Raw genomic sequence first — 13189 nt, forward strand, 5'->3', positions numbered from 1 at the left:
CTATTTAACTCATGCACCATATTGCAAAATATAATTTTTAGATTATTAATATGAAAAGCATAGTACTATTTATTTTTCTTGCCGCTTTTAGTTTGACTTCTTCAGCTTCAGAGCCGCCCTCACAGAACAAGCCATCAGAAAACCAACAACAACAGGCTTTAAGCCAATTACAAGAACCCATGTACCGTCCATTAATCGAGCGTTACATCCTTGATGAGCTAAAAGCGGTAAGAGAAGATCAAATGCGTCTTAGAGCTGACATTGAAAAAAAAATCAGCCATTCACAATTAGATACCGCTGATCGTGCTATCACTTATACCACCGACACCATTAATAACGTGCTCTTTCTTATAACCGCAGCTGCTTCAATTTTAGTGGTCGTTGGATGGTCATCATTTAGAGACATAAAAAGTAAAGTTGAAGATATTGTTAGTCAGCGTGTAGGTACTATTACCGATGAATACGAAAAGCGCCTACAAGTATTAGAAGAAAAACTACGTGAGCGCTCTGAGGAGATCCTCAATAATCAAAAGAAAATTTCAATCACCAACGAAGTACACTCACTTTGGATGCGAGCAAACCTAGAAAGTGATATGAATTCTAAGATTGAAATTTACGATGAGATCCTCAACCGTAAGCCCGAAGATGTTGAGGCTATTGCTTACAAAGCCGATGCGCTATTGGAGCTTGGGCAAACTAACACCGCTATCGACCTATGTAATCAGGCATTAGAAATCGACAGCGATTACGGCTATGCCTACTGGCAACGGGCTTGTGCATACGCCATGCTCTATCAACATGCAGATGCAATGGCTGATATTCGTATGGCGCTTGAGTATGCACCGAACTTAAAGAATGAGTTACAGCATGAACCAGCTTTTGCTAGCCTTGCAGACAACCAAAGCTTTAACGAGCTGGTGAATAGTTAAGGTGTTTTAGCAGCTCGGTTTGTAATTGAGTCACTGTCTCGAGCTGCTTTTTTGACTTGATCAAAGGATTACCTATTTGATGGACCGAAGCACTTTGCAGATTAAAGTGCTTTTTTAGTTCATCCATCAAGCTACTTTCATAGAAAAGTGCAGCTAATGAGCCATCTTTAAGCGCTTGGGTTAAGCCGTATTCCAAGCGACGGTGAAGGCTGCTATCTTCCTTATTGACGTAGAAGTACACTGTAGACGGATAGAGCAATAGATTCTTGCCATTGTAGCTAAGTCGTTGATCTCCAAAAGATCTTATTTCGGGTATTACTTCAATTATTCCCCTCGGAAAGACCCTGCCGGTACTATTTGTAAGCACTCGATAGCAGGTGAGGCCATCCATACACGTTTCGACTGTAAAACCTGACTTTTCGAAAATCTCAACATCAGGCCAGTCTTTACCTAATAAGACCTTGAACTTTTGCAACTCCGATAAGGACAAATGTGTATTTAGCTTGGCCTTATCAGCGACATTTTTGACCAATACCCTAATACCAAAACTGCCAAATGCAATTGGGATAGCTACAGGCTGTGCTTGCCCATCCCTTGCAGCTGTAGAGACAGTCCAAAATACATCAATGTTGTGCTTAATTAACTCTTTAAACTGTCGAGACTGGTTGATTGGTAAGTCGATGCGCTCCAACCAGTATTCGCCATATCTATGCTGTGACTTATCTAGGGCCAAGCGTAAAACCGACAGAAAGTATTGATTCTGGGGCGTTCCATTCTCTTTCGCTGCATCTACGACTTTGATGACTTTTGGGACGGCAATAACGCTATAAGATACCAGTGTCAGATATACCAAAAAGATAAACCTAGTCTGCATTGCTATTACCAGTATTGCTCGACAGTGATCTGACCGGGCTTTGCCCGCCTATGACGTTCAAAACCCATCTTCTGTAACTGAGCACTGAGCTGTTTTACCATATCGGGATTACCGCACAGCATAAAATGGCTTTTGTCTGGGAAGTGTAAATAACCAAAATGCGCTAATAATTGCTTGTTTTCCACAAGCTCCGTAACTCGTCCCTGATAGCCCACCTCAGGTTGCTCTCGCGTTACTAAAGGGATATAAGTAAACTCATCTCTTTGCGCTTGCAGTTGCTCTAGCTTTGCTCGGTAGCACAAGTCAGCATTGAGTCTAACGCCATGAATGAGGTGCACCTGTTTTACCCGTTGCCATATTTCACCGTCATCCAACATAGACAAAAATGGTCCAATGGCTGTACCTGTGCAGATCATCCATAGTGTATCGCATGGCGGTAATTCATCTAGGATAAAAAATCCATTGGCCTTATGAGAGACCTCAATGAAGTCCCCAGCTTTGAGCTGATGTAACGCAGGGGACAGGTTGCCTTCAGGTACACTTACAACCAGAACTTCATGAGTTGATTCTGATGGAGAGTTCACAAAAGAGTAGGCTCTGGACGTTCGAACGCCGTGTTCAACTAAACTCAGCTTAGTGTACTGACCGGCCTTAAAAGGCGCGATATCTGCTCTAAATCGAATACTAAAAAGCGTTTGTGTCCAATGAACAATGTCGATCACCTCTCCTTTTACCCACTGTGACATGATTTCTCCAAAAGTAGCTATTCACCAATAAAAAGCAATAACATAACCATGGCAAAAAACAGGCGTTTGTCAAAGGTTTAAACACCACGGCTTGCCCAGTTCAATTGGTAATGGCTCCTTAACCACAATCTGTGCATCGACTTTAGGTATTGAGAGAGAAAACTTATCAATATGGGCATTGACCATCGCTGCATAATCCTCTTTTGCAGCACCCAACGCATAAGCTTTCATAATATCAGGCGTATTCAAATTTGGTTTATTGCTACCTTGCTTTAACAGGCGCTCTAACTCAGTAAGCCAAGATAGGTAGTGCTGCTTGGCGCTCATCAACTCATCATCTAGCTCAACTTCTGCCAAAACTTTGTGATAGCTAGCAAAGTCTTCATTTAAGAGATGTATTCCGAGGCTGTTTACACTTACTTGCCTCATTGCTTTATAATTTTCATCATCTCGATATTGTTTTGCTGCTTCCTGAAAATAGCGTAGCGCCTCTTCAGACTCACCTAGTGCAAACGTAATATTCCCAAGTGCAGTTGCAAGTCCTGCCCGCATGTAATCTGGAAGGAATCTTTTTTCTATGTTTTTAAGCAAGCTATAACCAAGGGAAGGCTGATTGATTCGCGTATAGGCAATGGCAATATTCACTTTAAGTGCCGCTTTGTACTGCGAGCTAGTTGCCTCATTCATTGCGCACCGATAGTGCCAAATGGCCTGTTGATTTTGTTCTCGATAGCGATAAGCAACACCAATATTGGCGAGTAGTTTGACTTTATTTTCCTCGATGAGTGCATCAAAATCTTTATTTTTTAGCGCTTCCAGTGCCGCTAACAACACTGAATTATTAAATGTAATTGCCCCCGCACGAATGGCAAGGCTATGAAGCCGATAGTAGTCACGTGAAGTGAGATTGTCTCGCGAAAGTGCAATTTGGTATGCTTGTATTGCTTCATCTGGTTTATTTTTAACTAGCGAGTTAAGGCTAACCCAGTCCAGCCCAACCCCACTATTTATCATCAAAGTAAAAAGAACTATAGCGAGCATCGTCATTACTCCTAACTCAAACCAGTTTATACCAATTATCTTTATTAAGTGGTCTATTATGAGGCGCGAAAATCTTGTCGATACCTCCGCTACCGCGTCCTGCTATCGCTAAGGTACCTGCGCATCCATATAGGCAAGGCAAACGTTTTGCTATTTAGTTGTTCTAAATAAGAAATTTTTAACGCTGTTAGCGTCAGATTTACTCCTTCGAATTGAGCAAGTATTAAGCCTCATTGGTATTAATTGCTCAAAAGAAAAAATTTTTAACCTAGTTAGCGTCAGGCTTACTCTTCTAAATTTAGTTAGCATTAAGGCCAATTGGTATAAAACAAAGTCGCTTGCTTAAAACTCTACCACCTTTATCTTGTGCGAGCTAATTTTCAATGCTTCAAAGAGTGATGTTCAAAAAAAAAGCCGCTAGGAGCGGCTTTTTTGGGTGTGATTCGCTTTGTTTTAGGCGTGTCTCCAAAACTCTGCGATTACGTTACCAAGGAACTTTTTAAATTGTATTAAATTGACTCTAGCGCAATTTTTACCATTTCATTGAACGTACTTTGACGTTCTTCAGGTGGTGTTGCTTCACCAGTAATAACATGATCACTTACAGTGAATAATGCCATTGCTTTTGCACCATACTCAGCCGCAACACCATATAGGCCCGCCGTTTCCATATCAACGGCCATTACACCTAGCTTGTCTAATTCTTTGTAAAATTCGCTATCCGCTTGATAGAAAGTATCTGTCGTGAATACATTACCAATTTTTGCATCAATACCTAAACGACGCGCGGCATTTACACCATTTTCCAAAAGACCAAAATCAGAGATAGCAGCAAAATCATAGCCACGTACGCGAGCACGGTTTACGTTTGAATCTGTACTTGCGCCTTGGGCAAAAATAACATCGCGGATCTTAATGTCTTGGCTAATTCCACCACATGTACCGATACGGATAAGGTTCTTAACGCCGAAGCTAACTATAAGCTCACGTGCGTAAATTGACATAGACGGGATGCCCATGCCTGAGCCCATGATGCTGACTGGCTTACCATTATAAGTACCTGTAAAACCAAACATGTTGCGAACGTCAGTTACCTGACGAGCATCTTCCAAGAAGTTTTCTGCAATGTATTTTGCTCTTAATGGATCGCCCGGCATTAATACCGTTTCTGCAAAATCACCTGGCTTTGCGCTAATGTGTGGAGTGCTCATATTGTTTCCTTTAGTTAGGCTTTTATTTCGGCCTTAAAGCCTTCACCGTACTGTGTTGCGTCTAAATCAAACCACTGGGCAAGCGTTTGACCTATGTCAGCAAAACTTTGTCTCTCTCCTAATGGAGTATTGTTCATACCCGGTGTATATGCCAATACAGGCACGTATTCACGCGTATGCTCTGTGCCTTCAGCAGTTGGGTCACAACCGTGATCGGCGGTAATTAACAGCAAATCATCTGCTTTTAATTTGGCAATAATCTCTGGTAAAAAAGCATCAAACTGAGCTAATGCTTCAGCGTAACCTACTGCATTCCTGCGATGACCAAACTTTTCGTCGAAGTCGACCAAGTTGGTGAAAATCAGGCTGTGATCCGGTGCAGAGTCCATCACTTCGCTTGTTTTTGCTAGTAGATTCAACAAACCAGGGGCTTTATGCTTTTGCGTTATCCCTTGATGTGCGTAGATATCTGCAATTTTACCAATGCTAATTACTTCGCCGCCGTCGTTGGCTAGCTTATCCAACACTGTTGGCGAAGGTGGTAACACGGAGTAATCTCTACGGTTACCGGTACGAATAAAGTCGGCACTTGACGTGCCTATAAATGGCCGCGCAATCACTCGTCCTATATTCATTTCATCAAGCAGTGCCCGTGCGATTTCACATACTTGATAAAGCTTGTCAAGGCCAAAAGATTGCTCATGAGCGGCTATTTGAAAGACGCTATCAACTGAGGTATAGCAAATTGGCTTACCAGTTTGCATATGTTCTTCACCCAGCTGTTCTAAAATAGTGGTGCCCGACGCGTAACAGTTCCCTAAAATACCTGGGATTTCCGCACGCTTGCACAACTCATCTATAAACTCTTGTGGGAAACATGGGTTAGTATTTGGAAAGTAACCCCAATCAAACAATACAGGTACCCCTGCCATTTCCCAGTGGCCAGACGGTGTGTCTTTACCACTTGATAATTCTTTTGCATATCCCCAAGCTGCACTTGGCTCGATATTTTGTGCAATGATGCAGGTTTCTTTACCCGCAGCTTCACATGCTGCGATTAGACCTAGTTTAGAAAGATTAGGTAAATCGAGTGCTTCACCTTTTTCTTCACTATATGCCTGCAATAAATGTGCGAGAGTATTAGCACCTAGATCACCAAACTGTTCTGCGTCTGGTGCTGCGCCAATGCCTAGGCTATCCGCCATTAATATGATTGCTCTTGCCATAGATACCTCTCTATACTGCTTAGGCTGTTATTTATTCTTAAATACATGGTTACCGTAAGCGTTGGTTACTTTATGTTTGGTTAAAAAAATCGTACAGGACATAAGTCCGCTGTCATAAAATAGTCACAAAATTCACGAAAAGTTGCGATCTTGCAAATTTCAATCAATTGCCTTCAGCGGACATAAGTCCTGTTTTGAGTCCGCCAAACCCGTTAAATTTGCTCATTAAGCGAGGCAAAAGAGATTAATCGTGTCTTTTTTGCTATTGTGATCTTCCAACATAAACAACTGCTGGGTGTGAACTTTAGTGACACGAACTATTATAGCCATAGCTGGCGCATCTGCGTCTGGTAAGTCTCTTTTTAGTCAAACGATTTACAACGAATTAGTGAATGAGCTTGCCTCAGGCGCTATCGCGGTAATCGAAGAGGACGCCTATTATAAAGATCAATCGCATTTACCTATAGAGCATCGTACTCAAACGAATTATGACCATCCTGATGCGTTTGAACACGAGCTGTTACGCGAGCATTTAACAAAGCTTCGCCAAGGTGAATCTGTAGAGGTTCCTACCTACGATTACGGACAGCATACACGTAGCGATAAAACCCGAATAGTTAATCCTGCAAAGATACTAATCGTTGAGGGTATTTTATTGTTAAGTGATCCTGCATTAAGTGAAGAGTTTGATATAAAGGTGTTCATTGATACACCTTTGGATATTTGTTTGCTGCGTCGCATGCAAAGGGATATAGAGCACAGAGGAAGAAGTTTGTCATCTGTGGTAGAACAATATCAGGCAACGGTAAGACCGATGTTTTATCAGTTTATCGAGCCATCCAAGCATAATGCCGACTTGGTTGTGACCCGTGGTGGTATGAATCGCGTTGCGATTGATATTATAAAAAGTAAAATAAAATATTTGCTACAAGAATAACGGGAAATTGGCATGACAACAATTATGAGCCTAGTGGGTATGATGATGCTCCTAGGTGTAGCATTTGCGTGTTCGACTAACCGCAGTGCTATTAATAAGCGCACCGTAGGCGTCGCATTTTTACTGCAAGTCTTAATAGGCGGCTTTGTACTATTTATTGAAGCAGGCAAAAACGTTTTAGCTTCAATGTCTAGCGCGGTTGCAAAGGTAATCAGCTATGCTAATGATGGCATTGGCTTTTTATTTGGTCCTTTGGCTCAACAAGACTCGCTAGGATTTATTTTTGCAATTCAAGTATTGCCGGTAATCGTGTTCTTTTCAGCGCTCGTGGCTGTGTTGTATCACCTTGGCATAATGAATTGGATTATTAAGATTTTAGGTGGCGGCTTACAAAAGCTGTTGCAAACATCACGACCTGAGTCGCTTTCAGCTACAGCAAACATCTTTGTTGGTCAAACGGAAGCGCCTCTAATCGTAAAACCGTTTATCCCAAAAATGACGCAGTCAGAATTGTTTGCAGTCATGGTGGGCGGTTTAGCAACAGTCGCCGGCTCGGTAATGGCTGGTTATGTTGCGATTGGTGTTGAACTTAAATACCTAATAGCAGCAAGCTTTATGGCGGCACCGGGTGGTTTCTTAATGGCAAAAATGATTGTGCCAGAAACCGAAAAGCCACATGAAAATTTATCAGATGTTGATAGTGGCGAAGATAAACCTGTTAATGTAATAGATGCAGCAGCATCTGGTGCATCAAGTGGTATGCACTTAGCACTAAACGTAGGTGCAATGCTACTTGCATTTGTAGCGCTAATTGCCTTACTCAATGGTTTATTAGGTAGTATTGGGGGAATCTTTGATTACCCAACACTGACACTACAAGAAATTTTAGGCTACGTCTTTGCCCCTGTCGCTTGGCTACTTGGGGTACCTTGGTCGGAAGCTGTAACGGCAGGTAGTTTTATCGGCCAAAAATTGGTAGTAAACGAGTTTGTTGCCTACCTAGATTATATGAATTATCGCGATACGTTGAGCACACACACTCAAGCGATTGTCACATTTGCTTTATGTGGATTTGCTAACTTATCGTCGATTGCCATCTTACTAGGCGGACTCGGGGGTATGGCTCCCAGTCGTAGAAAGGATATCGCTCGCCTAGGGCTCAGAGCAGTGTTAGCAGGGTCTATGGCTAACCTCATGAGTGCAGCAATTGCAGGTTTCTTCCTCTCGCTAGCTTAGAAACTTATTGAGATAAGCCGCAGTTGCAAAACAATTGGTTGGTTGCTTTAAGGGGTTAAAGTGACCATACTAACTTGAACGATACTTCACCAAAGGGCCTTTTAGGCCCTTTTATCGTTTCCAGCTATCGCTCACTATTCCCCCTGTAAACTTTGCTATTTAATACCACATTAAATTATACCTTTCCCTAGCCAGGCAGTTTTGGGAATAACACCGCTCCCGCGTCCTGTTATCGACAAGATTTTCTCGCCTCAAAATAGACCACTTAATTAAGATAATTGGTATAAGCTAAAAAACGCTTAACGCGGCTAAAGCCTTAAATTGAATATGTATAAAAACATCGTAGTATTGCTAACATCACTGTATCTTGGAGCAACTATGATGCTTTTAACCTCTTTAACGTAAACAGCTTTTCATGCAGCCCTGTTACTAAACTCACACCAACTAGCACTAATACGCTGCCTAAAATGGTGTTTATACCTATTTTTTCATCAAGAAATAGATGTCCCCATAAAATGCCAAAAACCGGGATCAGAAAGGTCACTGATAGCGCCGAAGCCGCGCCTAACTCTTCTACAAGCTTGAAATACAAAATATACGCAATCCCTGTGCAAATAATACCAAGCCCAACGACCGCACTTATCACGGTTGAGTTGGGAGTTTCTCTTATCGGCAGAAAGAATATGAAAGGTAAAACAAATATGGCAGCTCCCCACAAATTGCCATGAGCATGATTAAATGAAGTCATCTGTGGTGCACGTTTTGTGTAGTGCGATGCGCCCGCATAGCTCAGTGTCGCACACAATGCCGCTAAAATAGGCAACCATGCACCTTCTTTGAGTACTGCGCTATCAAACCCCACTAACGTAACAACACCGGCAAGGCCAAACCCACACCCCATCCATACCGACTTATGCGTTGGCACTTTTAACCATAATGCTCCAATTACCACTCCCCAAAATGGCGCAGTTGAATTTAAGATAGATACCATTGACGCATCAAGCGTTTGCACAGCATATGCAAACAACATAAAAGGGATTGCTGAATTGAACATGCCTAAGATTAGAAAATGTTTTTTATAGCGCCAAAAATGCAAATTGCGCTTCAGCAGTAATGCCACCACACTCAGTGTAACAGCACCTAATATCACCCTAAATTCAATCAGTACAGCGGGCCCTAGCTCGCTCGCGGCTAGCTTCATAAATAAAAAAGAGCCCCCCCAAATTGCAGCTAATAGTACTAATCCCAATAATCCTTTCACGATAAACTCCAGAAAAATACTAATGAGCAGCTACCATAAGCCGATACGGTAATCGAGCACAAGCCATTTTTGGCACTCAAATTAGCAAGTGCGCGTTACACAACTTTTATAGCCAGCTTGCTAAGTGAAGTGGCCATTTATTTACGTAATCTGAGAGTGGGATAAAATAAGTTAACTCATTTTTTTACAATCACGTTAAATGATTGTCTTATTCTAGATAAGCGAATTTTGTAGAGCACGGTGCTCTTGCACCCAGACACCTGCACGCATTGCTAGCTAAAGAGACTGTAATTGCCTTAAGCTCAGGTTATGGTTAAGACTACCCTTGATAAAAAAGAGAAAAGCGGAAAGAGCACAGAATGAGACGTTATTTTTATATATGTATGATTACTTTGCTTATTCTAGCTGGATGCAGCAAAAAGCAGGCTATAGAACCGATAACACAGGTACAGTTAACTCAATTACCTGTTAATCTTGCGACGCTCTCTCATGATGCAGCATTAACCTTACTACTTATTGACGATCATTTACTACAAGTGTGGGATAACCAAAGCCAACAGCTCATGAAACAGATTGAAGGCAGTAAATACCAACTTACTTTTCGTGACGCTTTAATAGCGCCGAGCAAGCGAAGTGTTGTTAGTATTTCAGACACGCAACTCAACATCTGGCAATTACACACGAACGAGGTAGTAAGCTATTCATTACCTGAATTTGACTCATTTATTCGTATTACGAAGGCACAGTGGTCCAGCGATGAGCAGCTTATTGCCCTTGGCTACAATGACGGCAGCGTACTGCTGTTGAGTTTAGATAAACAAACTATCACTAAAATACACCTTCATGAAAGCAGCGTCACACATTTGATTTTTAATCGGAATTTAACCTCTCTCTACTCTGCCTCTTTAGATGGTCATGCTAAGAGGCTTGAATTACAGAGTAAAGAAATCAAGATAGACTATGCGCTTCCTCACCGAATTACCAGTTTAGCTTTATCACAAAATGAAAATAGACTGTTTATTTCAGACGCCCTCCAAGCACAGGAGCTCATTGATACTCGTTCTGGCGAGCCTGTTTTATCACTCTCCTACCCTCAACGCTTCAAGTTTTTTCGCGGTGCCCAATTTCTAGTTAGCGATGAGTTTTTGTTAACAACTTCATCCAAAGCCTATATCTCGTTATGGGAACTTGTATCTGGAACAGAAATCATAAGCTGGCCAATCGCACAACGAAGCGCTGGCAGTACCGTTTATGACTTCCACCTCTCCGATAGTAACGTGCTTACAACAATTAGTTCGGATGGTATGCTTGAAAAGTGGGCTGTGACACCCATTTTGTTTGCTCCTAAGAGACAATAAAAGGTAGCATTCGTTATAAGTAAAAAATAATAAAAAATCGTATGGATCACCTAAACTTCGAAAACCAATCGCACTGTTTAAACTGCCACACACCGTTAGCTGGCGAATACTGCTCAAGTTGTGGACAAAAAAGAGCCTCAAGGCTCACTTTCAAACACTTAGGTGTACTACTTCAAAGTGCATTATTCGACTTAGAGTCACCATTTTTTAGATTGCTTTTTGGGCTGCTATTGCAACCCTTTAGCACCATTATTGGATACTTGAATGGACAGAGGAGTCGCTTTGGTAATCCCTTCAAGTTTAGTTTTATTCTACTCACCGTGATCGTGCTTGTCTCACATCTACTTGAAACCAGCTTCATGCCCAGCAGTCAACTTTTGGAATCGAAAGAACAGCTCAAATGGCAATCTGAAATCGCACTATATGAAGCAACGCACATTTATCGCGTTTTTATACTGGCATTCTTACTCGGATTAGCCTCTAAGCTAGTGTATCGCTCTGCGCCCTACACAATGCTGGAGTACACCATAGGACACCTACTCATCCTAACCCTAAGCGCAATGATATTCTCTATTCCACTCATGCTAGAGGTCTTCAGCGAGCAGCTTTACGCTATTCTTTCGCTCTTATTTTCTGCTTTGTACAGCATAATACTTAACTATAAAATGGCGGGAAATGAGCTGGCAAAGTGGAAAAATTGGGGTAAGGCAATACTTGCCTACGCGATAGGCTCGACACTATTTTCTGCAATGCTCACATTTTTATTTGGTGTATACAGTGGTTTTACTCACAAGATTTGAGCGGTATGTGAATTAATTTAGCTAGGCTAGACAAGGCTGAGCTTGTCTAGCCATTAACACTACTGTTTTAGCTGGGCTTTTGCAGCCTCAACTTTTTCAAAATCCAGACCTAATTCATCGACCGCTTCTTTGATCAATGCAGGATTTTGCATTACTAAACCCATTAATTGTTGAAGCTTTTCAGGTGGAATACCTAATTGCTGAATTGTTGCCATTGCCATCATTGGGTTTTCCGTCAGCTGGGTAAACACCGCTTCAATTTGCTCGTCTGAAATATTGTGCTCTTTAAGTAATGCAATATTGGATTCATCTTGTTTCCTAACTGTTTTTTACTAATCGTGCGGCATAAAAACCATCAAATTCCGAATTTATTCCCGGAAGTAAGCAAAGTGAGTCTTCTAGTTGCCAGTTGGGGTTGTTCTCCAAAAAGCGTTCAACCTGTTGCTCATTTTCAGCGGGTAGAATAGAGCAAGTTGCATAGACTAATTTACCGCCCACTTTGCACATTTGACTGTAGCGCGCCAGAATATCTGTTTGTAAATCAATAAGTGTGTCTAAATTTTGCGAATTCAAGTGCCACTTTGCATCTGGGTTTCGCTTTAGTACACCTAAACCTGAGCAAGGTACGTCCAACAAAACACGATCAAACTTTTCTTTTTGTCGTTTGATGGTTTTGTTATTTTGAATAACGCGGGTCTCAGCAACATGAACCCCTGCGCGTTTCGCCCGTTGCTTTAGCGTTTCAAGTTTATGCTCATGAATATCCAACGACAGTAATCGACCTTTGTTTTCCATCAATGCAGCTAAGTGCAAGCTCTTTCCACCAGCTCCAGCACATGCGTCCACCACTTTATGTCCAGGTTTCACATCTAAAAATGGTGCTATCTGCTGAGAGCCTGCATCTTGCATTTCAAACCATCCGGACTGAAATGCTTGAGAGCGAAACAAATGGCTATTTGACTCCACTTTTAAGGCAATATGCGCATCAAGTTCAACGTTTGAAACCTTGATCCCTTCTTTTGCTAAAGATGCTGTAACCGTTGCAATATCACTTTTGAGAGTATTGACTCGCAAATATTGCTGAGCACTTTGATTAAGCGCGTTGGCAATCACCTGCCATTTTTCACCGAGCTGTATATGCGCCACTTCATTGAGCCAATCCGGCAATGACAGACGAATAGATTCGGGGGCCTGCTCTATCAAGCTTTGTAAACGCTCGACATGATAACGCTCGGTATCTACCCACTCCGGCAACGCCTGCTTAGTTACAACTTGACAAGTCAACCAATAGCCAAACCCATCTAATGGTAAATTCTCATGCTCAAGCAAGTAAGTCAGTAATCGTTTAAAGCGGAAAATATGGTAATAGTTACTCACTACATACTGCCTTTCATCAAGGCTCCACTGCGGGTTATTTTGCAGTAGTTGAGTTAATGCTTTATCGGCATGGAGGGAGGTGTCAAGTACATGTTCAATGCACTCAGATAAAGTTTGAACTAATGCGCGAGTTACAGACACAATATGGTCTCGGTTATTGCTAAAATACTATTTTAGCGTGCCTACAGAAGGG

The 13189-nt window shown here is 41.9% G+C and carries 13 protein-coding genes; 5 read left to right on the forward strand and 8 right to left on the reverse strand.

The window, feature by feature from the left end:
- Nucleotides 1-50 precede the first annotated feature (50 nt).
- On the forward strand, nucleotides 51-929 hold the full coding sequence (locus EAG18_RS07865) for a tetratricopeptide repeat protein (RefSeq protein ID WP_125251823.1): 879 nt from the start codon (nucleotides 51-53) through the stop codon (nucleotides 927-929).
- Here the strand turns inward: EAG18_RS07865 and EAG18_RS07870 are convergent.
- The 5 genes from EAG18_RS07870 to EAG18_RS07890 all read right to left on the reverse strand — a co-directional run bounded on the left by EAG18_RS07870 (nucleotide 907) and on the right by EAG18_RS07890 (nucleotide 6027).
- Nucleotides 907-1803, reverse strand: a complete 897-nt coding sequence (locus tag EAG18_RS07870) for a hypothetical protein (RefSeq protein ID WP_125251824.1) — start codon at nucleotides 1801-1803, stop codon at nucleotides 907-909. The genes EAG18_RS07865 and EAG18_RS07870 overlap by 23 nt on opposite strands.
- Nucleotides 1804-1808: 5 nt before the next feature.
- On the reverse strand, nucleotides 1809-2549 hold the full coding sequence (locus tag EAG18_RS07875) for a ferredoxin--NADP reductase (protein ID WP_125251825.1): 741 nt from the start codon (nucleotides 2547-2549) through the stop codon (nucleotides 1809-1811).
- Between the two features lie 69 nt (nucleotides 2550-2618).
- Nucleotides 2619-3590, reverse strand: coding sequence for a hypothetical protein (locus EAG18_RS07880; RefSeq protein WP_275557248.1), 972 nt, complete (start codon nucleotides 3588-3590; stop codon nucleotides 2619-2621).
- A 509-nt stretch (nucleotides 3591-4099) separates the two neighbouring features.
- Nucleotides 4100-4801 (reverse strand): purine-nucleoside phosphorylase, encoded by a 702-nt coding sequence (deoD, locus tag EAG18_RS07885; RefSeq protein WP_125251827.1) that lies wholly within the window; start codon nucleotides 4799-4801, stop codon nucleotides 4100-4102.
- 14 nt (nucleotides 4802-4815) lie between these two features.
- Nucleotides 4816-6027 carry a phosphopentomutase gene (locus EAG18_RS07890; protein ID WP_125251828.1) on the reverse strand — a complete coding sequence of 404 codons (1212 nt, stop codon included), beginning with the start codon at nucleotides 6025-6027 and terminating at the stop codon, nucleotides 4816-4818.
- Nucleotides 6028-6334: 307 nt separating this feature from the next.
- Here EAG18_RS07890 and udk point away from each other — a divergent pair, with 307 nt between their 5' ends.
- Together udk and EAG18_RS07900 are read left to right on the forward strand one after the other, a co-directional pair.
- A complete protein-coding gene (gene udk, locus EAG18_RS07895) occupies nucleotides 6335-6964 on the forward strand; it encodes a uridine kinase (RefSeq protein ID WP_125251829.1) in 630 nt (209 codons plus the stop codon).
- A gap of 12 nt (nucleotides 6965-6976) precedes the next feature.
- A complete protein-coding gene (locus EAG18_RS07900; RefSeq protein ID WP_125251830.1) occupies nucleotides 6977-8200 on the forward strand; it encodes a NupC/NupG family nucleoside CNT transporter in 1224 nt (407 codons plus the stop codon).
- Nucleotides 8201-8576: 376 nt separating this feature from the next.
- Here the strand turns inward: EAG18_RS07900 and EAG18_RS07905 are convergent, their stop codons facing one another.
- Nucleotides 8577-9461 carry a DMT family transporter gene (locus EAG18_RS07905; RefSeq protein WP_125251831.1) on the reverse strand — a complete coding sequence of 295 codons (885 nt, stop codon included), beginning with the start codon at nucleotides 9459-9461 and terminating at the stop codon, nucleotides 8577-8579.
- A 359-nt stretch (nucleotides 9462-9820) separates the two neighbouring features.
- On the opposite strand from EAG18_RS07905, the gene EAG18_RS07910 reads away from it, so the two are divergent.
- Together EAG18_RS07910 and EAG18_RS07915 are read left to right on the forward strand one after the other, a co-directional pair.
- Nucleotides 9821-10819 (forward strand): WD40 repeat domain-containing protein, encoded by a 999-nt coding sequence (locus EAG18_RS07910; protein WP_125251832.1) that lies wholly within the window; start codon nucleotides 9821-9823, stop codon nucleotides 10817-10819.
- 41 nt (nucleotides 10820-10860) lie between these two features.
- Nucleotides 10861-11619, forward strand: coding sequence for a DUF3667 domain-containing protein (locus EAG18_RS07915; protein WP_125251833.1), 759 nt, complete (start codon nucleotides 10861-10863; stop codon nucleotides 11617-11619).
- Nucleotides 11620-11678: 59 nt separating this feature from the next.
- Here EAG18_RS07915 and EAG18_RS07920 read toward each other — a convergent pair whose 3' ends face one another.
- Nucleotides 11679-11918 carry a DUF2999 family protein gene (locus EAG18_RS07920; RefSeq protein WP_125251834.1) on the reverse strand — a complete coding sequence of 80 codons (240 nt, stop codon included), beginning with the start codon at nucleotides 11916-11918 and terminating at the stop codon, nucleotides 11679-11681.
- Between the two features lie 19 nt (nucleotides 11919-11937).
- Nucleotides 11938-13137, reverse strand: a complete 1200-nt coding sequence (locus tag EAG18_RS07925; RefSeq protein WP_125251835.1) for an RsmB/NOP family class I SAM-dependent RNA methyltransferase — start codon at nucleotides 13135-13137, stop codon at nucleotides 11938-11940.
- Nucleotides 13138-13189 lie beyond the last annotated feature (52 nt).

Origin of the sequence: Pseudoalteromonas sp. J010 (assembly GCF_003934235.1) — a bacterium.
GTDB classification, from domain to species: domain Bacteria; phylum Pseudomonadota; class Gammaproteobacteria; order Enterobacterales; family Alteromonadaceae; genus Pseudoalteromonas; species Pseudoalteromonas peptidolytica.

Bases quoted from the DNA above. Each gene is read 5' to 3' on its own strand.
- EAG18_RS07915 (WP_125251833.1), top strand. From the start codon at position 10,861: ATGGATCACCTAAACTTCGAAAACCAATCGCACTGTTTAAACTGCCAC.
- EAG18_RS07865 (WP_125251823.1), top strand. From the start codon at position 51: ATGAAAAGCATAGTACTATTTATTTTTCTTGCCGCTTTTAGTTTGACT.
- EAG18_RS07875 (WP_125251825.1), bottom strand. From the start codon at position 2,549: ATGTCACAGTGGGTAAAAGGAGAGGTGATCGACATTGTTCATTGGACA.
- deoD (WP_125251827.1), bottom strand. From the start codon at position 4,801: ATGAGCACTCCACACATTAGCGCAAAGCCAGGTGATTTTGCAGAAACG.
- EAG18_RS07890 (WP_125251828.1), bottom strand. From the start codon at position 6,027: ATGGCAAGAGCAATCATATTAATGGCGGATAGCCTAGGCATTGGCGCA.
- EAG18_RS07880 (WP_275557248.1), bottom strand. From the start codon at position 3,590: ATGCTCGCTATAGTTCTTTTTACTTTGATGATAAATAGTGGGGTTGGG.
- EAG18_RS07910 (WP_125251832.1), top strand. From the start codon at position 9,821: ATGAGACGTTATTTTTATATATGTATGATTACTTTGCTTATTCTAGCT.
- EAG18_RS07900 (WP_125251830.1), top strand. From the start codon at position 6,977: ATGACAACAATTATGAGCCTAGTGGGTATGATGATGCTCCTAGGTGTA.
- EAG18_RS07870 (WP_125251824.1), bottom strand. From the start codon at position 1,803: ATGCAGACTAGGTTTATCTTTTTGGTATATCTGACACTGGTATCTTAT.